We start from the raw sequence: 20,180 nt of genomic DNA, 5'->3' as shown, positions 1-20,180 counted from the left end.
CTGAACAGGGTGATGCTGCACCATGAGAAAATTAGGCACTTGGCTGAAACTGGGGTTACTACTGGTCGTACTTGCGGGGTGTACCCACATGGCCGATTACGGTCACCGCTCCCCTGCCGGCGCGGTATATTCCACCAGCTTTGGCCAGCCCCTCTTCGATACGCTCCGCCTAGACACGCTCCGGCCGGGAGCCGCCGTGGGGAAGTCGCCGGGTGGATTTCCGGCTTCCTCTTTGCGGCCCCGGCATTAAGAGACTCGGCCTTTTCTTCGACTCCCGAGGACGAACGGTGGCCTCGGGACAACCGGAGAAACAAAAAGCCCCGAAGCGTTGCTTCGGGGCTTTTTACGGGCTTCAGCGGCGGGCGGCGCGGCTAGAAGAACAGGAAATGTTTCTTTTTCTTATGACTGAGGGGTTTGCCTTTGGGGTCGACGAAACCGGCCGCACGAGTCTGACCGCGCTTCTGGCGGGCAGTGCCCACGCGGTTGTCCTTGAACTTGCGGACGGTAAAGCCCCCGCTGCCCTTGTCGTACTGACGGGCCGGGCCGGAAGCGCGGCCCAGGCTGGTATTGGCCGTACCGGAGCGGGCCTCCAGAATCTCCATCTGCTGGTCGCGCTTTACTTCCCCGGCGTTCATACTCATGCGCTGCTGCATCCGGGCAATATCCGCATCGGAGGCCTTGCGCTTCCGGCGCGGAGTTTCCGGGCGGGCGGACCGGGGCTGCGTCAGCGCATCGGGCTGGCCATCCAGCACGGGGCTCTGGGCCTGAGCCTGGGGAGACGTCCACAAACCGGCCGCCACAAGGACCACAACAGCAAGCAATTTCTTCATAGAGCAAAAACTAATCAGCAGGCAAAGGAAAGGAAATCCGGCAGAAAGTCAGCTGGCGAGCGGCAAAGGTAATTAGAGGGCGGTTAGAACTTGTAATTCAGCCCGATACCTAACGTTTCCTTGAACTGAATCCGGCGGCCGGAGCTATCCGGAACGCCATCGTCGTTGCGGTCCACGGGCACCGGAATATCGTCGTCGTACACCAGTAGCGTGGTAACGCTGGCACTCAGGAACTTGTTCACTTTGAAGTCAATCAGGTTTTCCCAGTTCACATCCACGTTCTGGGGGTTGTGGAAATAGTTGCTGAACAGCTCCAGCCGGCTGGTGAAGGTGATGTTGGTGGCTACCGGGCGGCGGTAGCGGGCATTGAGGTAAGCTCCGATTTCGGAGCGCAGCTGCTGCCCGGTGCCGGCCAGGAGGCGGCCATCGGCCGTCCGGCGGGCCCCGCGCACGCCAAAGGCCCCCGCATCGGCCAGCCCCTGGTCGCCTACCACGGTGAACTTGCCGGTGGCGGGAGAAAGCAGCAACGAGAAGCCCGGGCCCGGCTTATACTCCATGCCCAGGGAAGCCAGCACGTAGGCAGGGGCGAAAAAGCGCGAAAGCAGCGAATCAGGATTATCCACCGCCCGGGTGGGCGTGAGTTGGGTTTTGAGATTGAGCTGGGCGGCGTACGACCATACGGAGGTAAACTGGCGGGCGTAGCGGCCATTGAGTTCAAGCCGGTCGTCGTTTTTGCGGAGCCGCCCTTTGCCCGCCTTCAATACGCCGTACACTAGGTTTCCGGCCAGATCAAGCGTGTGTTCCGGGCCGCGGTAGTGCATGTATGCGTTGCCCGTGCCCAGCAATGAGAGGGAGCTTTGTCCGCCGGGCGCCCAGTTGCGCAGGCTCACCTGGCTGAAATTAAGCGTACCGGCCCCACCCCGCTGCCAGCCCCGCACGGTATCCACCTCGGCCGATATAGTATAGGCCGGCGGCGGCGTGGGCGCGCGGTTCGGAATGGTTTGGGCCAGGGCCGGGCCAGCCGGCAACAGGGCCGCCGCCAGCAGCCGTTGCAGCAAAGCAGTAGAGATTCGTAGCATGAAGACAGCAGAAGCCAATAAAAAACCGGCCCGAACTCAGCGTACTGAACCCGGGCCGGTTGAAACGTTCAAAGTGCGGGCTTAGGCGCGGCTGCGCAGGGCATCCCGGATTTCCGTGAGCAGCATTTCTTCCTTGGTCGGGGCCGGGTCGGGCACGGCCACTACTACCTGGGGCTTCTTGAAGCGGTTGGCCAGCTTCACAATCCAGAAAATAGCGAAAGCCATGAGCAGGAACGTGATGATGGCGTTCAGGAAGAGCCCGTAGTTGATGGTGGCCGCCTTGGCTTCCTTGGCCAGGTCCAGCGAGGCGTAGGTTTTACCATCAAGAGCGAAAAACCATTCCTTGAAGTCGATTCCGCCGGTAAGCAGCGACAAAATAGGCATCAGGATGTCGTCGGTCAGCGAGCTGACGATTTTGCCAAAGGCCCCGCCGATGATAACACCGACCGCCAGATCGAGCACGTTGCCCTTCGAGATGAACTCTTTAAATTCGGAGACAAAACCCATGTTGTGGAAGTAATTGATGGTGAGGGAAAAAGGACAGAGCGGGCAAATATATACATTTCGCAATCTGGTCCTAGCATTGAGCGAACAGCCGCAAACTTCCGCATTCGCCGTCGTCCGGTGGTCCGCTTTCGCTTAACCGGGCCACTGACGCCACCAACCGGGCCGTCGGCTCGCCAGACCGGTGCGCGGCCCCGGCAGCAATTCGTTCTATCTTTGCCGCCATTCCCCCTTTATTTTGCTAGCCATGCCCACTTTCGAAAACCTGTTGTATGAGCTGGAAGCCGAAACCGGCATCCTGACCCTCACTATCAACCGTCCCGATAAACTCAACGCCCTGAACGCGGCCACTATTGAGGAGATTCGCACGGCCATTCAGCGGGTGCTCGACGACCCGCAGGTGCGCGGCGTGATTCTGACGGGCAGTGGGCACAAGGCGTTTGTAGCCGGCGCCGACATTGCGGAGCTCACCCGGCTCGACGAAATTTCGGCCCGCCGCGCCTCGGAGCGCGGCCAGGAAGCCTTCTGCTCCATTGAGGAGAGCACCAAACCCGTTATTGCGGCCGTCAATGGGTTTGCCCTGGGCGGAGGCTGCGAGCTGGCCATGGCCTGCCACCTGCGCGTAGCCGCCGAAAATGCCCGCTTTGGCCAGCCCGAAGTAAACCTGGGCCTGATTCCGGGCTACGGGGGTACCCAACGCCTGGCTCAGCTCGTGGGCAAGGGTCGGGCCATTGAGCTCCTGCTCACGGCCGACATGGTGAAGGCCGATGAAGCCCTGCGCCTGGGCCTGGTTAACCACGTGGTGCCCCAGGCGGAGCTGCTGAGCTTCACGCGCGACCTGCTGCTGCGCATTCTGACCAAGGCTCCCCTGGCCCTGGGCCTCTGCCTCGATTCGGTGAACGCCTACTACGACCAGCAGCGCCACGGCTACCAGACCGAGGCCAACGCCTTCGCCCGCTGCTTCGGCTCCGAAGATTTCCGGGAAGGCACTACGGCCTTCCTCGAAAAGCGCCCGGCCGTTTTTACAGGAAATTAAGAATTGAGAATTAAAAATGAAGAATCAATAAATGGCCTCGCCCATCACAATAGCGGCCTGAACAGCCATTTCTAATTTTTCACTTTTAATTTTTAATTCAACCCATGAGCGTAGCGAAAAAGCTGGCCTCGCAAACCGCTATTTACGGGGTGAGCAGCATTGTGGGCCGGGTGGTCAACTTTCTGCTCGTGCCCGTGTACACGGGGCGGTTTGCGGCGGCCCAGTATGGCATCGTCACGGGGCTGTTTGCCTACGTGTCGTTTCTGAACGTAGTGTTCACCTACGGCATGGAAACCACGTTTTTCCGCTTCGCCAACCGCCCCGATACCGACCGCCGGGAACTCTACGACCGGGTGATGACGCTGCTGCTGCTCAGCAGCGTGGTGCTCACGGGGCTGCTCATGCTGCTGGCCCGCCCCCTGATGGAGCTGCTGCGCCTGCCCCCCGGCAAGGAGCAGTACGCCATCTGGATTGCCGCTATTCTGGGCCTCGATGCACTGGCGGCTATTCCGTTTGCCCGGCTCCGGCTGGAAAATAAGGCCCGTAAGTTCGCCGCCATTCGCCTGGCAAACATCGGGCTCAACGTGGGCCTGAACCTGCTGTTCATCGTGTTCTGCCCCGATGTGCTGGCCGGCAAGTACCTGGCTGGCCTCCAGCCCCTGGTGCGGGCCGTGTACGACCCCTCCATCGGGGTGGGCTACGTCTTCCTGTCGAATCTGGCGGCCAGCGCCTTTACGCTGCTGCTGCTGGGCCGGGAAGTGCTCGACTTCCGGTTCCGACTCCATCTGGAGCCGCTGCGGCCGCTGCTCCGGTACGCCTACCCCATCATGTTCATGGGGCTGGCAGGCATGGTAAATGAAACCCTGGACCGGATTCTGCTGCCCCGCTGGCTGCCCGAGAACTTCTATCCGGGCCAGAGCAGTCTGGCGGCGGTGGGCGTGTACGGGGCCTGCTACAAGCTCAGCATCCTGATGAGCCTCGTCATTCAGGCCTTTAAGTACGCTGCCGAGCCGTTCTTCTTTGCCCAGGGCACCGAGAAGAATTCACCCCGCACGTTTGCCCTCATTCTGAAGTGGTTCACCCTGTGCTGCGCCGTACTCTTCGTGGGCGTGAGCGTGAACCTGGACCTGGTGGCGAAGCTGTTTCTGCACCGCGCCGAGTACCTGCAGGGCCTGGCCGTGGTACCGGTGTTGCTGCTGGCCAACCTGTTTCTGGGGGTTTACTGGAACCTCTCGGTGTGGTTCAAACTCACCGATAAAACCTACTACGGCACCTACCTGGGCTTTGCGGGCGCGGTGCTCACCATGGCCCTCAACTTCCTGCTGATTCCGCTGCTGGGCTACATGGGCTCGGCGGTGGCCACCCTGGCCTGCTATTTCATGATGGCCGCGTTATGCTGGTGGCTGGGTGAAAAGCACTTCCCCGTGCCCTATCCGGTAGGCCGGCTCCTGCTCTGGCTGGCATTGGCCGTGGGGGTGGTGGCCCTGAGCTGGTACGCCCCCGTGGCGCCCGGCTGGGGCCGTTACGGCTTCCACGCCCTGCTCACGCTGGGCTTTATGGGCGCCATTGGCGCCGTGGAGGGCCGGCGCCTGCGCAGCCTTTAGGGGCTTGGGGACTTGGGGGCTTAGGAGCTTGGATGTCGTTCCGTAGCACGAATGATGCAAGAACGCATTCCCAGTCCCCAAAACTCTAAGCCCCCAAGACCCCAACTTCCTATCTTTGCCGCATGCAGATTCCCGTTATCAACCGCTCCCGGCACGCGCTGCCCGAATATCAGACGGCCCACGCCGCCGGCCTCGACGTGCGGGCCAACCTCGACGCGCCGGTTACGTTAGGGCCTTTGCAGCGCGCCCTCATCCCTACGGGCCTGTTCCTGGAAATTCCGGTGGGCTACGAAATGCAGGTGCGGCCCCGCAGCGGGCTGGCCTACAAGCACGGCATCGGCCTCGTCAATAGCCCCGGCACCATTGATGCCGACTACCGCGGCGAGCTGAAAGTGCTGCTCGTGAATCTGTCGGACCAGGCTTTCGTAGTGGAAGATGGGGAGCGGATTGCCCAGCTCGTGGTAGCCCGCCACGAAACCATTGCCTGGCAACCGGCCGAGGTACTTTCCGAAACCCAGCGCGGGGCGGGCGGCTACGGCTCAACCGGCACCGCCTGATTTTTTTCAATTAAAAATTGAAAGTGAAAAATTGAAAATTGACTTTCAGCCCTGATTTTTCCACTCCACTATCAGCGCGCCGGAAATTAATTTTTGCCTGGTTTTTCATTCGCAATTTTTAATTTTTCACTTTACATTTTTAACTCCTCTCCAATGAAGATTATCGTTCCGATGGCCGGCATGGGCAAGCGCATGCGCCCCCACACGCTCACCGTTCCCAAGCCCCTGATTCCGATTGCCGGCAAGCCCATCGTGCACCGGCTGGTAGAGGACATTGCCAAAGTGTGCGGGGAACCGGTGGAGGAAGTTGCCTTCATCATCGGACGCAGCTTCGGTAACGCCGTGGAGCAGGACCTGGTGAAAATTGCCGAGTCGGTGGGCGGTAAGGGTACCATTCATTACCAGGACGAAGCCCTGGGCACCGCCCACGCCATTCTCTGCGCCCAGTCGGCCCTCGACGGGCACGTGGTAGTGGCCTTCGCCGATACCCTGTTCAAGGCCGATTTCATCCTCGATTCGTCGGTGGACGGCACCATCTGGGTGCAGCGCGTGGACGACCCCAAGCCCTTCGGCGTGGTGAAACTTGACGATAAAGGCCAGATTACCGATTTCGTGGAGAAGCCACAGGAATTCGTTTCCGACCTGGCCATCATCGGCATCTACTACTTCCGCGACGGCGAGTACCTGCGCCAGGAGCTGCAGTACCTGCTCGATAACGACATCAAGGACAAGGGCGAATATCAGCTCACCAATGCCCTGGAGAATATGAAAAACAAGGGCACCCAGTTCGTGCCCGGCCGCGTAACCGAGTGGCTCGACTGCGGCAACAAGGATGCTACCGTGTACACCAACCAGCGCTACCTGGAGTTCTTGCAGGAGCGTGGCGAGGAATTAGTGGCCAAATCCGCCACTGTTACCAACTCCGTAATCATTCCGCCGGTGTATATTGGCGAAGGGGCCGTTATCACCAATTCGGTGGTGGGGCCGCACGTATCGCTCGGGGCGGATACGAAAGTGAGCCACTCGGTCGTTGCCAATGCCATCGTGCAGCAGTCGGCTACCGTAGAGCACGCCAACGTAGCCAACTCCATGATCGGCAACCACGCCACCCTCGTCGGCCGCTCCCACGATCTGAGCGTAGGCGACTTCAACACCCTGCGCGTGTGAGGTAGCGGCGTCTCCTGACGTTTCAGTAGCGCGGACCCGAGCGGGGCGGCGCCGTGTTGCGGGTAGGTGTTACTTGTATCCAATCGGCGGGCCCCGGGGGTTCGCGCTACTGCGTTCATGAGTAGATTCCGTGCGTTTATTGTTCTTCTGCTAAGCCTGTTGGTGGCCGGGCCGGGCTACGCCCAGCAAGCGCCGGCCAGCCCCCAACCGGCTCAGTCCAAGGCCCGCAAACCCAAGGCCCGGCGCCTCACGCGCAAGGAGCGCAAGGAGCTGGCCCGCCGGGCCACCCTGGACGAAATAACCCGCCAGCGTGTCAACCTCTCCCCCAAAGACCGGGAACTGAGTGAGTCGTACTTCGTGGACGGGGTCCGGTTTCTGCTCCTCGAAGACTATAACAAGGCCCTGGAGCGGCTGCTGAAGGCCTATGCCATCAACCCCACCAACGCGGCCATCAACTACAAGATTGCCGAAACCAACCTGCTGAGCGGCAACCTTCAGGACGCCACCAACTTTGCCCGCACGGCCGTGAAGCTGGACGGGCAGAACCCGTACTATTATCTGCTGCTGGCCCAGATTTATACCTCCCAGAAGCAGTACGACGAGGCGGCTCAGCTATACAACACCCTGGTTCAGACGGTGCCCAACTCGGGCTACTATTTGTTCAACCTGGCCGATTTGTACATGGCCCAGGGCAAGTTTGAGGAAGCCCTGGCCGCGTTTGAGCAGGCCGAGAAGAAATTTGGGGCCCTGGACGAAATTTCCTTTAAGAAGCAGCAGATTTATCTGCGCCAGAACAAGCTCGATCTGGCCCTGCAGGAGGGCGAGTCACTGATGAGCACCAACCCCGACGAGGTCCGTTACGTGCTGGCCCAGGCCCAGCTCTACGCCACCAACCGCCGGTATCCGGAGGCCATCCGGGTGGCCGAACAGGCCCTCCGGCAGGACCCCGACAACCCCCGGGCCCGCATGATTCTGGCCGACGTGTACCGCCTGCAGAACAACCAGCCCGAGTCGGAAAAGCAGATCAAGCTCGCCTTCGCCAGCCCCGGGCTGGACATCGACGACAAGGTGCGCATCCTGATCGACTACGTGAAGCAGCTGCCCAACCCGGCCCTCAACGAGACGGCCCGGGAGCTGGCCGCCATTACCACCCGGGTGCATCCGCGCGAGGCCAAGGCCTTTTCCATTGCCGGCGACATTGAAACCGTTACCGGCAACCGTACCGCCGCCCGCGCCAACTACCTCAAAGCCATCCGGCTCGATAACTCCCGCTACCAGATCTGGCAGCAGGTCGTGCTCATTGATGCCGAGCTGAGCCAGACGGACTCCCTGCTCACCCACTCCGAGCAGGCCCTGGAGCTGTTCCCGAACCAGGCCCCGCTGTGGTTTTACAACGGCGTGGGCTACCAACTGCAGAAGCAGCCGGCCAAGGCCGTGAAGTCGTTGGAGTACGGCCGCAAGCTGGCCACCGATAACCCCGAACTGCTGGCCCAGTTCGATACCCAGCTCGGCGACGTGTACCACGAGCTCAAGGACTACCCCAAGTCGGACGCGGCCTACGAGGCGGCGCTGGTCTTCGATGCCAACAATGCCCAGGCCCTCAACAACTACAGCTACTTCCTGTCGCTCAGGGGTGAGAAGCTCGACAAGGCCAAGGACATGGCCGCCAAGCTGGTGAAAGCCCACCCCGATAACCCCACTTACCTCGACACCTACGCCTGGGTGCTCTACCGCCTCAAGGACTACGGCGGGGCCCGGCTCCAGCTCGAAAAAGCCCTGCGCAACACCTCCGACGCCACCGTAGTGGAACACTACGGCGACGCCCTGTTTCAGCTGGGCGAGGTAGACAAGGCCCTGGCCGAATGGCAGCGGGCCCGCAAACTGGGCGGTGCTTCGTCGCTCATCAACCGCAAGATCAAAGACAAAAAGCTATATGAGTAACCGCCTCGCGCTGGTGCTGCTGAGCGCCCTGGTGCTGCTGGGCAGCTGCAACCGCAAACTGCTCCCGAGCGCCACCAAAACCAGCCCCGCGGCGCCCATGCCCGAAGCCGTGCGGGCCGCCAATGTGGACTTTCGCTTCCTGACGGCCAAGGGCAAGGCCCAGTTCGGCGACCAGACCGGCAACATTAACCTGCGCATCCGCAAGGACAGCGTGATCTGGATTTCGGCCTCGCTGATTGGCATCGAGGGTGGCCGCATCTACATCACGCGCGACTCGGTGCAGGTGCTCGACAAACTCCACCGCGAGTACTACGCCGGCGACTTCGAGTACCTGAGCCAGCGCCTGAACGTGCCCGTCAACTTCGAGATGCTCCAGGCCTTGCTGCTGGGCAACTATCTGGCCCCCATCAGCCCGGAAACTCAGCCTGTGGTTACTACTGACGGTCCCGTGCAACGTATCCGCTACGAGCAGGCCGGACTCCTGATCATGCAGCTCGTGGATTTGAGCCGGAGCCGGCCCCAGCAGCTCCAGGTGCAGGCTCCGGCCAGCAACAACGAGCTGACGGTCGATTACTCCGATTTTCAGACCCTGGAAAACAACCCGCAGCCCTTTGCCTTCACCACGGCCGTGCAGGTAAAGCAGGGCACCGCGGCTCCTTCGCTGCTCACGCTGACTTACCGCGCCGTGGATGTGGATAAGGAGCGGCTGCAGTTTCCGTTCTCGGTTCCGAAAGGTTATGCGCGTAAAAAGTAACGTCTGGCTGCTGACGCTGTTGCTGCTGGCGGTGCTGGCAGGTGCTACCGGGCCGGCCCGGGCCCAGCGCAGCCGTAAGTCGAAAGCTCAGCTGGAGCGGGAGCGACGCACCACCCTGCGGCGCATTCAGGAAACCAGCCGGATTCTGGCGCAGACTCAGCAGAAAAAGCAGGCCTCGGTGGGCCAGCTAAACGCCATTCAGGAGAAGCTCACCGTTCAGCAGGGAGTTATCCGCACTATCAGCTCCGAGCTGCGCTACCTCGAAACCGACGTGCAGCAGACCGAAAGCCAGGTCCAGCGTACCCGCCAGAGTCTGGAGCAGCTCAAGGCCGAATATGCCCGCCTGATTTATGCGGGCTCCAAAACGGCCAATGGTTACAACCGGCTCATGTTCTTGTTCGCGTCGGAGTCATTCAACCAGGCGCTGCTGCGGCTGCGCTACATCCGCCAGTACACCCAGGTGCGCCAGGCCCAGGCCGCTCAGATTGTGAGTACTCAGCAGCGCCTGAGCAACCAGCTGCTGGGTTTGAAAGCCAAGAAAGAGGAAAAAGGCTCCCTGCTCAATACTCAGCTCTCGGAGAAACGTACCCTCATCACGCTCAAAACGGAGCAGGACCAGGTTATTACCAAGCTCACCCGGCAGGAGCAGGGGTTGCGCAAGGAACTGGCCGCCCGTCAGCAAGCCGTGAGCCGCCTCGACAACCTCATCGCGCAGCGCGTGCGCGAGGAAATTGCCCGGGCGGCCCGCGAAGCGGCCCGCAAAGCCGCCGCCGCCAAAGCCCGCGCCGCCGCCGGAGCCGCCGGCCGCAGCCCCGGCACCACGTCACGCACGTCCGCCACGGCAGCGGCCGAGTCCGCCGCCGCCGAATCGGCTGAGCGCGTGGACCGCGTAACGCTGACGCCCGAAACGGCCAAGCTGGCCGCCTCCTTCCACGAGAACCGGGGCAGCCTGCCCTGGCCGGTGGGCAAGGGTTTCATCAGCCAGCGCTTCGGCCGCCACAACCACCCCGTACTCAAGAACGTGGTGGTAGAAAACCGGGGCGTAGATATTCAAACCAATGCCGGCGAGCCGGTGCGGGCCGTGTTCAGCGGCAAGGTACTCACGGTGGCCAGCGTGCCCGGCATGGGCACCATCATCATGGTTCAGCACGGCGACTATTTCACGGTATATGCCAAGCTGCGCAGCGTGAGCGTGAGCGAGGGCCAGACGGTATCGGCCCGCCAGACGCTGGGCACGGTAGCCACCAACGCCGAAGGCACGTCCGAAGTGCAGTTCCAGGTCTGGCACAACAGCGCCAACCTCAACCCCGAAAACTGGCTCGGCCGGAAATAGGCTGTTCGTTGTCAGTTGTCAGTTGTCAGTTGTCAGGGTGAATTTCTTGAAAACCGACAACTACCAACTGACAACTCGTTTCCAACAACCAACCGGTAGCCGGGCAAAAAAAACACCGTACAGGGTACGGTGTCTTTCTGAGCTATGAAAACAAACTTAGCTATCAGAATCCCTCCCCCGCTGCCACCGCGGGCCGAAGCCGACAGTGGGTGACAGGGTTAATCCCCGATAACCATTTTAAAGATACGCCGGTGCGTAATGGCCGACTCATCAAATTCGCCGAATAGCATTTTTCGCTCGGCGAAGCGCCACAATTGGGATGCGGCGCCTCCTAAATCAGGTTCAGGCGGCTCAGCAGGGCGGCTTTGAAAGAGCTGCCAATGGGCACGGGCAGCAGGCTGGAGCCGCCTTCCATGCTGCGGCCGGCTTCCACCATTACGGCATCGCTCTCGATGGCAATGATGCGGTCCAGACGCACAATGTACTTGCGGTGTACGCGGGCAAACTCGCGGGTAGGCAGTTTGGCTTCCAGCTCTTTCATGGTGCTGTAAACCGTGTACCGCTCCCGGCCCGAGTAGATGTTCACGTAGTCGCCCAGGGCCTCCACGTAGCGGATGTCGGTAGTTTTGACGCGGACCAGTTTGTGGTCCTGCTTGATGAAGATTTCGTTCTGGCCTCCGTTCAGGTAGAGCGATTCGGCGGTGTCGTTGGCCATGCGGAGGAGACCTTCCAGCTTGCTGCGTTCTGCTTCTAGTTCAATGCGGGCCCGGCGCAGTTCCAGGTGGGCCACTACTTCCCGGGCCAGAATGGCCAGGGCTTCGCGCTGCTTATCGGTGAGGCGGCGCGGCACCGTATCAATGGCGCAGATGGTGCCCAGGGCCTGGCCCTCGGGCGTAATAAGCGGGTAGCCGGCGTAAAACCGGATGTGGGGGTCGCCGGTCACCAGCTCGTTGTTTTCAAACAGGGGGTCGCGGGAGGCATCTTCCACCTCAAACAGCCTATCCGACTCAATGGTGTAGTGACAGAAAGCCCGGTCGCGGGGCGTGCTGTAAAGCCAGGGCAACCCGGTGCGGGCCTTGAACCATTGCCGCTCCTCGTCGAGCAGGGTAACCAGCGAAATGGGCGTATCGCAGATAAAGGAGGCCAGCTTTACCAAATCATCAAACGACGATTCGGGGGGCGTGTCCATAATCTGATACGTGCGTAACGCCTCCAGCCGCCGGGCCTCATCGGCCTGCGAAGCCGATTTGCCCTTCCGGGAGGAGGAAAGCTGTTTGGTAGGCATCAAAAAATATCGGCAAGTGAAAAGAGACGACCGGTAAAAAGGCGGTTTTTTCCTCAAATAAGTCCATAAACCCACACATTTGCCCGGCCAACCCGTTGAATATGCCGATTTACCTGACTAACCAATTTCTTTTCTGGCTGGGCTTCATCGGGCCCGGCGACGTCCGGCCGTCCCTGCCTTCCGAGTGGCCCCGGCCCGCTCAAACACGCCCATTGCCGGAACTGTTTTTCAAATTATGCGGTACCTTTACCAATCCCCAAGCGTACAAGGCTGCGTATACCTAGCTTTGACACCCTAAACCCCGGCCGCCCGGCCTGCTCCTATGAACTTTGCCACCCTCCTGCTTGGAATCGGTAACTTTGGTGGTACCGAAATCCTGCTCATTGCCGTTGTCCTGATTTTGCTCTTCGGCGCCAAGCGCATCCCGGAACTGTTCCGCGGCATGGGCCAGGGCATCCGCGAATTCAAGGACGCTTCCAAGGAAGAAAAGCCTGAATTCCGCGACCGGCCGGTAAACCCGAACGATCCGGCCGCTCCTCGTCCTTAATTCCCCGTTCTCATGCACACGCCCCTTTTCCTGTTCCTGGGTGACCTCGGTGGTGGTGAGCTGATGCTCATCATGGTGGTTATCCTGATTTTCTTTGGCGCCAACAAAATCCCCGAGCTGGCCCGTGGCCTGGGCAAGGGCATCCGTGAGTTCAAGGATGCTTCCCGCGAAATCCGCAGCGAAGTAGAGAACTACGGCCAGCCCCAGCAGCCCTACCAGCAGCAGTTCAACCAGACGCCCTACCCGCCCCAGGCGGCACCGGCGCCCACGGTGGCCGAGGCGGCCACGCCGGCCATAGCGCCCCCCATGGATGGCGGCGTTACGCCCCCGGCGGCGGCGGCACCCGCTCCCGAAGAGCGGCCCCGCCTCGATCAACTGAGCTAATTTGATTTGTCAGAAACAGAACCGCCGGTAGCGAAACCTACCGGCGGTTCTGTTTTTGGCCGCCGGAATCGTATTTTCGCGGCACCGCTCCTTACTTCAGGCTTCGTACTTAATCTTTTCGACTTGAGACGCTTCAACTCCCTCACGGAAGTTCGCCACGAGCTGGCGGCAGGCACCACCACCTGCCGCCAGCTCGTGGCGTATTATCTGGATAATATTCGCCGCAAAGAACACCTCAATGCCTTTCTGGAAGTGTGGCCCGAGGAAGCCCTGGCCCAGGCCGCGGCCGTGGATGCCAAGCTGGCCGCCGGCACGGCCGGCAAGCTGGCCGGCATGGTTATCGGTTTGAAAGACGTGCTGGCCTACGAAGGCCACGCCCTGCAAAGCAGCAGCCGTATCCTGGAAGGCTTCAAGTCCTTGTTTACTGGTACGGCCGTGCAGCGCCTGCTCGATGAGGACGCCATCGTGATTGGCCGCCAGAACTGCGACGAGTTTGCCATGGGTGCCTCCAACGAAACGTCCTACTTCGGCCCGGCCCGCAACGAGCTGGACCCCGACCGGGTGCCCGGCGGCTCCTCCGGCGGCTCGGCCGTGGCCGTGCAGGCCGATCTGTGCCTGGCCTCTATCGGCTCCGACACGGGCGGCTCGGTGCGGCAGCCGGCGGCGTTCTGCGGTATTGTGGGCTTCAAGCCCACCTACTCGCGCATTTCCCGCTACGGCCTGATTGCCTACGCCTCGTCGTTTGATCAGATCGGGACCCTGACCCGCTCGGTGGAAGACGCGGCCCTGCTGCTGGAAGTAATGGCCGGTGCCGACCAGTTCGACAGCACCGTGAGCCAGCGCGAGGTGCCCGCCTACAGCCAGCACCTCGCGCCCGCCCCCCACTACCGCATCGGCTACATCCAGGACTGCCTGGCGCGCCCGGGCCTCAACCCCGAAATCAAGGCGGCCACGGAAAACGCCTTGGAGCAGTTGCGCGGCCAGGGCCACGTGGTGGAAGCCGTGGAGTTTCCCTACCTCGACTTTATCGTACCGACCTACTACATCCTGACCACGGCCGAAGCCAGCTCCAACCTGAGCCGCTACGATGGCGTGAAGTTCGGCTACCGCGCTCCGGACGCCACCGACCTGGAGTCGCTCTACAAGAAAACGCGCGCCCAGGGCTTCGGCCCCGAAGTGCAGCGCCGCATTCTGCTGGGCACCTTCGTGCTCAGCGCCAGCTACTACGATGCCTACTACACCAAGGCCCAGCGGGTGCGCCGCCTCATCAGGGAGAAAACCGACGAGCTGCTGCGCGACTACGACTTCCTGGTGCTGCCCACCACGCCCACCACGGCTTTCCGCATCGGCGATGTGAACAAGGACACCCTGGCCATGTACCTGGCCGATATTTTCACGGTGCAGGCCTCGTTGGCGGGCGTGCCGGCCATTTCGGTGCCCAACGGCCAGGATGCCCAGGGACTGCCCATCGGCCTGCAGATCCTCAGCGGGGCCTTCCGCGAGCAGGACCTGCTGGCCTTCGCGGGCTCACTTGCTTTTGGCTGATGGCTGTTGGCTGCCAGCTGTTGGTTTTTTCCTGAAGGAAAGCTGATAGCTGGCAGCCAACCGCTGCAACCTGAAGCGTTACTTTAAGTCCAGGGCTGGCTTTTCTGAGAATCCGTGCTATTTTTGATAAAACGCTGGGCTGAGGCTCAGCGTTTTGCGTCTTTGGCTTACCGGCCTTCGTTTCCAAGCAAGTAAGATGAAGAAGAAGTTGATGCGGGCGGCGGCTCCCGTTCTACTGGCCGCGGCCCTGGCCCGCGCCGGCGTGGCGCAGGTGCGGCCCCCGCAAACGCCCTCCGCCCCCGATTCGCTGCAAGTGGTGAGCCTGGAGTTGCAGCCCGATTCACTGGTAGCCGTGCCCGTCCCCGTCGATTCGGTGCGGCTGGCCTGGCTGCGCACCCCGCCCGAGCTGCGCGACCTGGTGGGCGACCGGATAGGCTGCCTCGAGACGGACGTGCCCCACGTGTTCAACAACCACGTGCTGTCCTTCGTGCGCCTGTTCACGGAGCGGCAGCGGGCCTACACCCAGCGCGTGCTGGAGCGGGAAAACCTGTATTTCCCCCTCTTCGAAAAATACCTGGCCAAGTACAACCTGCCCCTCGACCTCAAGTACCTGGCCGTAGTAGAATCGGCCCTGATTCCGACGGCCAAGTCGCGGGTGGGGGCTACCGGCCTCTGGCAGTTCATGGGCCCCACCGCCAACGACCTGCGCCTGCGCCGCGACGAATGGGTGGATGAGCGCATGGACCCCGAGAAAGCCACCGAGGCCGCCTGCAAGCACCTGCGCTACCTCTACGGCGTGTTTCACGACTGGGAAATGGTGCTGGCCGCCTACAACTGGGGCGCGGGCAACATGCAGCGCGTGGTGCGCCGCACCGGCAAAAATACCTACTGGGAAGTGCATGCCAGTCTGCCGGCCGAAACCCGCAACTACGTGCCCACCTTCACGGCCATCATGTACTCGATGAAGTACGCCCAGGCCCACCAGCTGCACTCGCCCACCCTCAACTACCAGTACGCCCAGCCCATGGACACGCTCCAGCTGGGGGGCCGCGCCTTCGATTTTACCCGGCTGGCCCGAGCCTGCGGCTACGCGGATTCGCTGGCCCTGCTGCGCCTCAACCCCGAGCTGCGCAAATCCTACCTGCCCCAGGGCTACCGCGCCTACACGCTGCGGATTCCCGCCGTCGCCCGCCCGGCCCTGGCCGTGGCCGACCGCAATACCCTCTTCGAATACTGTCAGCCCCTGGCCGATTTGCCCCGCCCGCTGGCCCCGCGGACCGTGGCCCTGAACGGAGTAGCCGCCTTCCCCAGCCGCAGCCTGGTGGCCAATGCCGCCCCGCGTGAAACCGTGCAGGCTACCGCGCCCCGCTTCCGGCGCGTGCGCCACACGGTGAAGCGGGGCGAAACCGTGAACTCGGTGGCCACCCGCTACGACGTCACCACGGCCCAGGTGCGGCGCTGGAACCAGCTCGGCAAAAGCTCCTCGCTGGCGGGCAAGCGGCAGTTGGTGGTGTTTGTGCCGCTACCTTCGGAACCGGCAGCTGCCCCGGCCACCAGCGTGGCGTTGACCACCTCCCGGCCCGCCGTGGCCCCGGTACGCGTGGCCACCGCCAAACCCGCGCGGCCAACTGAGCCGGCCGCCGCCCCGGAAGCCGTAGCAGCTTCCCCCACCCGCCCGGAGTCCCGGGCTGGCAGCCGTAGCGGAAGTCGGGCTGCCGGGGCGGAGGTAACTGCCGCTGACGACTCGGTACCGGCCACCTACGTGGTGAAGCCAGGGGATTTTCTGGAGAAGATTGCCACCGCCAACGGCCTCACGGTAGCCCAGCTCAAGGCCTGGAACCAGCTGAACAGCTACGTGCTGCAGCCCGGCCAGACGCTGAGCCTGCGCGCCGCCGCCGAGACGGCCGAAGACCTGGCCGAGGCTACCCGCGAAGTGGCCGCCGCCGCCCAGGCCCCAGTGCGCCGCGCTGCCCGCCCGGCTACCACGCCCGCTACTTCCTCCGTCCCGGCCGCGCCCCAGCTTCACCTGGTGCAGCCCGGCGATACGCTCTACAACATCTCGCGCCGCTACCAGGGCCTGACGGTGGAAAAGCTGCGGGAGCTCAACCACCTGGAATCCGACGCCGTGAAGCCCGGTCAGAGGCTGATTGTGAAGGGCTAGGGGCTATCTGCCTGCTGATTTATTTTGCAGCCGGAACAGGTTCCAACCGTCAACCCTGCCGAACAAGCCCCGAACCGCGGCCCGGTTCGGGGCTTTTTGTATCCGGGCGGGGGGGTGTACCTTTGACGCGGGCTGATTTTGCCCCATCTTGCTCCCTTGCCCTTTTCCCCGCAAGCCCACCCCCTGCCCCTGCCATGCTCAAGATAAACAAACAGGACGCCCTAGATTACCACTCCCGCACTCCCGCCGGCAAAATTGAAGTGGTGCCCACCAAGCCCGTCAGCACCCAGCTCGACCTGGCCCTGGCCTACTCGCCGGGCGTGGCCGAGCCCTGCAAGGAAATTGCCGCCGACAAGGACGCCGTGTACAAGTACACCGCCAAGGGCAACCTGGTGGGCGTCATCAGCAACGGCACGGCCGTGCTGGGCCTGGGCAACATCGGGCCCGATGCCTCCAAGCCGGTGATGGAGGGCAAGGGCGTGCTGTTCAAGAAATTCGCGGGCATCGACTGCTTCGACATCGAAATCGACGCCACCGACCCCGACGAGTTCATCCGCATCGTGAAGTCGCTGGAGCCCACGTTCGGGGGCATCAACCTCGAGGACATCAAGGCGCCCGAGTGCTTCCGCATCGAGACGGCCCTGCGCGAGCAAATGAACATCCCGCTCATGCACGACGACCAGCACGGCACGGCCATTATCTCGTCGGCCGCTTTGCTGAACGGGCTGGAAGTGGTGGGCAAGAAGATCGAGGAAATTCAGCTGGTGGTGAGCGGGGCCGGCGCGGCGGCCATTTCCTGCCTGCGCCTGTACCTGGCCCTGGGCCTGAAGCGCGAGAACGTGGTGGTCTTCGACAAGGATGGCCTCATCACGCCCCGGCGCACCGACCTGGCCGACATGCAGCTGTTCTTCGCTACCGAGCGGCCCATCAGCACCCTGGCCGAAGCCCTGCAGGGCGCCGACGTGTTCCTGGGCCTCTCGGCCGGCAACGTGTTGGCCCCCGAGCTGCTGCTGCACATGGCCCCCAACCCCATCGTGTTTGCCCTGGCCAACCCCGACCCGGAAATCGGCTACGAATTGGCTATGGCCACCCGGCCCGACATCATCATGGCCACCGGCCGCTCCGACCACCCCAACCAAGTGAACAACGTGCTGGGCTTCCCCTACATTTTCCGGGGCGCCCTCGACGTACGGGCCACCGAAATCAACGAGGCCATGAAGCTGGCCGCCGTGCGCGCCCTCTCCGATTTGGCCAAAGAAGCCGTGCCCGAGATGGTAAACCGGGCCTACGGTGACAACACCCTCTCCTTCGGGCGCACCTACCTCATTCCCAAACCCCTGGATCCGCGCCTGATTACGACCGTGAGCCCCGCCGTGGCCAAGGCGGCCATGGACAGCGGCGTGGCCCGGGTGCAGATTACCGACTGGGCCAGCTACGAGGACGACATCCGGGCCCGCCTGGGCGTGAACCAGAAGCTGATGAACCGCATCACGTCGGCGGCCCGCAGCAACCCCAAGCGCGTAGTCTTCGCCGAGGGCGACAACTACAAAACCCTCAAGGCGGCCCAGATTCTGCGCGAGGAAGGCATTGCCTTCCCCATTCTGCTGGGCAACCGCAACAAGATTGAGCGCATTGCCGCCGAAACGTCCCTGGACCTGGAAGGCTGCGAGATTATCGACATCATCCGGGAGGAAGCCAAGCGCGAGGAGTACGCCGAGCTGTTCTACCAGAAGCGGCAGCGCCGGGGCATCACGCTCTACGAAGGCCGCCGCCTGTTGCGCGAACGGAACTACTTCGGCTCCATGATGCTGGAAACGGGCGAAGCCGACGCCTTTATCACGGGTCTGAGCAAGGACTACGGCAAGTCCATCATGCCGTCGTTGCAGGTGATTGGGGTGGCCGAGGGCACCAAGCGGGTGGCCTCCATGTACATCATTCAGCACAAGAAGGGCCCGTTCTTCTTCGCCGATACCACCGTCAACATCGACCCCACGGCCGAGGAAATGGTAGGCATCATCGGCCTCACGGCCAACGCCGTGAAGTTCTTCGACACCGAGCCCCGGGTGGCCGTCATCAGCTACTCCAACTTCGGCTCCAACCCCGGCGAGTTGCCCGACAAGGCCCGCCGGGCCACCGAACTGGCCAAGCAGCGCTACCCCGACCTGGTGCTGGACGGCGAGATGCAGGCCAACACGGCCCTCAACGCCGAGCTGCTGCGCGAGCAGTATCCCTTCTCGGAGCTGGCGGCCAAGGGCGGGGCCAACACCCTGATTTTCCCGAACGTCATCAGCGGCAACATCGCCTACAAAGTGCTCCAGGAAATCGGGGGCGCGGAGGCCATCGGGCCGGTGCTGATGGGCATGCGCAAGCCGGTGCACATCCTGCAGCTCGGTGCCTCGGTCCGCGAAATCGTGAACATGGCCGCCATTGCGGTAGTCGATGCCCAGCAGCCCGGCGGAAAGGGGCTGTAAGCAGCACCTGGCCGAAGACCTGTCATCCTGAGCGCAGCGAAGGACCTTACCCCGTCATAACGATTCGTTCATCCGAAGTCGTTGTGACGGGGTAAGGTCCTTCGTTGCGCTCAGGATGACAGTTTTTTATTTCCGCGCTCCGGCACCGCTCCGCCTGCTTCACCCTTTCCTCATGCGGGGTCAAAAGGAGTGTGTAACTTGGCACAAAACCTGTGGCGGCGGCGTTGGCCTGCTACCACCGCTTCTTTCCCTACTCCACCCACCCCGCATGATTGCTTACGTTGACGGCAAACTCGCCCATAAAGACCCCACCCAGGCCATTCTGGATGTAAACGGCATCGGCTACGAAATCCGGATTTCGCTGGCTACCTATTCCAAGCTGCCCGCCGAGGAGGAAAAAATCAAGCTCTACACCTACCAGCACATCAAGGAAGACGGGCAGACGCTCTACGGCTTCCTCGACCCCAACGAAAAGGCCCTGTTCCTGCAGCTGATTTCGGTGTCGGGCATCGGGCCGGGCACGGGCATTATGATGGTCTCGTCGATGTCGGTGGGCGAAATCCGCCAGGCCATTGTGAGCGAGGACGTGCGCGCCATCCAGAGCATCAAGGGCGTGGGACCCAAAACGGCCCAGCGCGTGATTCTGGAGCTCAAGGACAAGCTGCGCAAGGATGAGCTGCTGGCCAAGGCCGGCATCGACACCGTGCCCCTGGCCAAGGCGCACAATACCAGCCGCGCGGAGGCGTTAGCAGCCCTGGTGACGCTGGGCTTCGCCCGGGCCGCCGCCGAGAAGTCGCTCGACCAGGCTCAGCGCAAGCACGGCAACGACCTGACGGTAGAGGAATTGATTAAATTCGCTCTTAAGTCTAATTAGGCCTTTTCGGTTGATGGTGGGTGGTTGTTGGTTGTTGGCTCTGCTGGAAGGCATCGTGCCGGAGAGGCCAACAACCAACAACCACCCACCAAAAACCAACTACTCTTT

General features: G+C 62.2%; 17 protein-coding genes. 13 read left to right on the top strand and 4 right to left on the bottom strand.

The window, feature by feature from the left end; genetic code table 11:
• Positions 1-371: 371 nt before the first annotated feature.
• The 3 genes from KLP40_RS09055 to mscL all read right to left on the bottom strand — a co-directional run bounded on the left by KLP40_RS09055 (position 372) and on the right by mscL (position 2,416).
• A complete protein-coding gene (locus KLP40_RS09055) occupies positions 372-830 on the bottom strand; it encodes a hypothetical protein (RefSeq protein ID WP_215593453.1) in 459 nt (152 codons plus the stop codon).
• Between the two features lie 83 nt (positions 831-913).
• Entirely contained in the window at positions 914-1,909 is a 996-nt protein-coding gene (locus KLP40_RS09050) for a DUF3078 domain-containing protein (protein WP_215593452.1), read from the bottom strand.
• An 81-nt stretch (positions 1,910-1,990) separates the two neighbouring features.
• Positions 1,991-2,416, bottom strand: a complete 426-nt coding sequence (gene mscL / locus KLP40_RS09045; protein WP_215593451.1) for a large conductance mechanosensitive channel protein MscL — start codon at positions 2,414-2,416, stop codon at positions 1,991-1,993.
• Positions 2,417-2,660: 244 nt separating this feature from the next.
• On the opposite strand from mscL, the gene KLP40_RS09040 reads away from it, so the two are divergent.
• The 7 genes from KLP40_RS09040 (at position 2,661) to KLP40_RS09010 (ending at position 10,805) form a co-directional block, all read left to right on the top strand.
• Positions 2,661-3,449, top strand: coding sequence for an enoyl-CoA hydratase/isomerase family protein (locus KLP40_RS09040; RefSeq protein WP_215593450.1), 789 nt, complete (start codon positions 2,661-2,663; stop codon positions 3,447-3,449).
• A gap of 104 nt (positions 3,450-3,553) precedes the next feature.
• Positions 3,554-5,053 carry a polysaccharide biosynthesis C-terminal domain-containing protein gene (locus KLP40_RS09035; protein WP_215593449.1) on the top strand — a complete coding sequence of 500 codons (1,500 nt, stop codon included), beginning with the start codon at positions 3,554-3,556 and terminating at the stop codon, positions 5,051-5,053.
• A gap of 122 nt (positions 5,054-5,175) precedes the next feature.
• Positions 5,176-5,610 (top strand): dUTP diphosphatase, encoded by a 435-nt coding sequence (gene dut, locus KLP40_RS09030; protein WP_215593448.1) that lies wholly within the window; start codon positions 5,176-5,178, stop codon positions 5,608-5,610.
• 153 nt (positions 5,611-5,763) lie between these two features.
• Positions 5,764-6,777 (top strand): sugar phosphate nucleotidyltransferase, encoded by a 1,014-nt coding sequence (locus tag KLP40_RS09025; protein ID WP_215593447.1) that lies wholly within the window; start codon positions 5,764-5,766, stop codon positions 6,775-6,777.
• A gap of 117 nt (positions 6,778-6,894) precedes the next feature.
• A complete protein-coding gene (locus KLP40_RS09020; protein ID WP_215593446.1) occupies positions 6,895-8,718 on the top strand; it encodes a tetratricopeptide repeat protein in 1,824 nt (607 codons plus the stop codon).
• Positions 8,711-9,472 (top strand): DUF4292 domain-containing protein, encoded by a 762-nt coding sequence (locus KLP40_RS09015; protein ID WP_215593445.1) that lies wholly within the window; start codon positions 8,711-8,713, stop codon positions 9,470-9,472. The genes KLP40_RS09020 and KLP40_RS09015 overlap by 8 nt, the downstream gene beginning before the upstream one ends.
• Entirely contained in the window at positions 9,456-10,805 is a 1,350-nt protein-coding gene (locus KLP40_RS09010; RefSeq protein ID WP_246558733.1) for a murein hydrolase activator EnvC family protein, read from the top strand. The genes KLP40_RS09015 and KLP40_RS09010 overlap by 17 nt, the downstream gene beginning before the upstream one ends.
• 331 nt (positions 10,806-11,136) lie before the next feature.
• Here the strand turns inward: KLP40_RS09010 and KLP40_RS09005 are convergent, their stop codons facing one another.
• Entirely contained in the window at positions 11,137-12,090 is a 954-nt protein-coding gene (locus KLP40_RS09005) for a GAF domain-containing DNA-binding protein (protein ID WP_215593444.1), read from the bottom strand.
• A 322-nt stretch (positions 12,091-12,412) separates the two neighbouring features.
• Here KLP40_RS09005 and KLP40_RS09000 point away from each other — a divergent pair, with 322 nt between their 5' ends.
• From KLP40_RS09000 to ruvA, 6 genes are all read left to right on the top strand, one after another.
• Complete coding sequence (locus KLP40_RS09000) at positions 12,413-12,637, top strand: Sec-independent protein translocase subunit TatA/TatB (protein WP_215593443.1); 225 nt, start codon at positions 12,413-12,415, stop codon at positions 12,635-12,637.
• A gap of 12 nt (positions 12,638-12,649) precedes the next feature.
• Positions 12,650-13,021: a Sec-independent protein translocase subunit TatA/TatB gene (locus tag KLP40_RS21535; RefSeq protein ID WP_215593442.1), complete on the top strand. Its 372-nt coding sequence runs from the start codon at positions 12,650-12,652 to the stop codon at positions 13,019-13,021.
• Positions 13,022-13,144: 123 nt separating this feature from the next.
• Positions 13,145-14,566 carry an Asp-tRNA(Asn)/Glu-tRNA(Gln) amidotransferase subunit GatA gene (gene gatA / locus KLP40_RS08990; protein WP_215593441.1) on the top strand — a complete coding sequence of 474 codons (1,422 nt, stop codon included), beginning with the start codon at positions 13,145-13,147 and terminating at the stop codon, positions 14,564-14,566.
• Positions 14,567-14,762: 196 nt separating this feature from the next.
• Positions 14,763-16,727, top strand: coding sequence for a LysM peptidoglycan-binding domain-containing protein (locus KLP40_RS08985; RefSeq protein ID WP_215593440.1), 1,965 nt, complete (start codon positions 14,763-14,765; stop codon positions 16,725-16,727).
• A gap of 194 nt (positions 16,728-16,921) precedes the next feature.
• Positions 16,922-19,198 carry an NADP-dependent malic enzyme gene (locus KLP40_RS08980; RefSeq protein WP_215593439.1) on the top strand — a complete coding sequence of 759 codons (2,277 nt, stop codon included), beginning with the start codon at positions 16,922-16,924 and terminating at the stop codon, positions 19,196-19,198.
• A gap of 268 nt (positions 19,199-19,466) precedes the next feature.
• Entirely contained in the window at positions 19,467-20,072 is a 606-nt protein-coding gene (ruvA, locus tag KLP40_RS08975) for a Holliday junction branch migration protein RuvA (protein WP_215593438.1), read from the top strand.
• The last annotated feature ends 108 nt before the right edge of the window (positions 20,073-20,180 follow it).

Source organism: Hymenobacter piscis (assembly GCF_018760735.1).
In the GTDB taxonomy this organism is placed as follows: domain Bacteria; phylum Bacteroidota; class Bacteroidia; order Cytophagales; family Hymenobacteraceae; genus Hymenobacter; species Hymenobacter piscis.
This window is presented reverse-complemented; position numbering and strand designations above follow the sequence as displayed.

What these genes read in the sequence shown, in the direction of transcription:
- ruvA (WP_215593438.1), top strand. Translation starts at nt 19,467, where the DNA reads ATGATTGCTTACGTTGACGGCAAACTCGCCCATAAAGACCCCACCCAG.
- KLP40_RS09015 (WP_215593445.1), top strand. Translation starts at nt 8,711, where the DNA reads ATGAGTAACCGCCTCGCGCTGGTGCTGCTGAGCGCCCTGGTGCTGCTG.
- KLP40_RS09055 (WP_215593453.1), bottom strand. Translation starts at nt 830, where the DNA reads ATGAAGAAATTGCTTGCTGTTGTGGTCCTTGTGGCGGCCGGTTTGTGG.
- KLP40_RS08980 (WP_215593439.1), top strand. Translation starts at nt 16,922, where the DNA reads ATGCTCAAGATAAACAAACAGGACGCCCTAGATTACCACTCCCGCACT.
- KLP40_RS09020 (WP_215593446.1), top strand. Translation starts at nt 6,895, where the DNA reads ATGAGTAGATTCCGTGCGTTTATTGTTCTTCTGCTAAGCCTGTTGGTG.
- KLP40_RS08985 (WP_215593440.1), top strand. Translation starts at nt 14,763, where the DNA reads ATGAAGAAGAAGTTGATGCGGGCGGCGGCTCCCGTTCTACTGGCCGCG.
- KLP40_RS21535 (WP_215593442.1), top strand. Translation starts at nt 12,650, where the DNA reads ATGCACACGCCCCTTTTCCTGTTCCTGGGTGACCTCGGTGGTGGTGAG.
- KLP40_RS09025 (WP_215593447.1), top strand. Translation starts at nt 5,764, where the DNA reads ATGAAGATTATCGTTCCGATGGCCGGCATGGGCAAGCGCATGCGCCCC.
- KLP40_RS09050 (WP_215593452.1), bottom strand. Translation starts at nt 1,909, where the DNA reads ATGCTACGAATCTCTACTGCTTTGCTGCAACGGCTGCTGGCGGCGGCC.
- KLP40_RS09000 (WP_215593443.1), top strand. Translation starts at nt 12,413, where the DNA reads ATGAACTTTGCCACCCTCCTGCTTGGAATCGGTAACTTTGGTGGTACC.
- KLP40_RS09005 (WP_215593444.1), bottom strand. Translation starts at nt 12,090, where the DNA reads ATGCCTACCAAACAGCTTTCCTCCTCCCGGAAGGGCAAATCGGCTTCG.
- KLP40_RS09010 (WP_246558733.1), top strand. Translation starts at nt 9,456, where the DNA reads ATGCGCGTAAAAAGTAACGTCTGGCTGCTGACGCTGTTGCTGCTGGCG.
- KLP40_RS09035 (WP_215593449.1), top strand. Translation starts at nt 3,554, where the DNA reads ATGAGCGTAGCGAAAAAGCTGGCCTCGCAAACCGCTATTTACGGGGTG.
- mscL (WP_215593451.1), bottom strand. Translation starts at nt 2,416, where the DNA reads ATGGGTTTTGTCTCCGAATTTAAAGAGTTCATCTCGAAGGGCAACGTG.
- dut (WP_215593448.1), top strand. Translation starts at nt 5,176, where the DNA reads ATGCAGATTCCCGTTATCAACCGCTCCCGGCACGCGCTGCCCGAATAT.
- KLP40_RS09040 (WP_215593450.1), top strand. Translation starts at nt 2,661, where the DNA reads ATGCCCACTTTCGAAAACCTGTTGTATGAGCTGGAAGCCGAAACCGGC.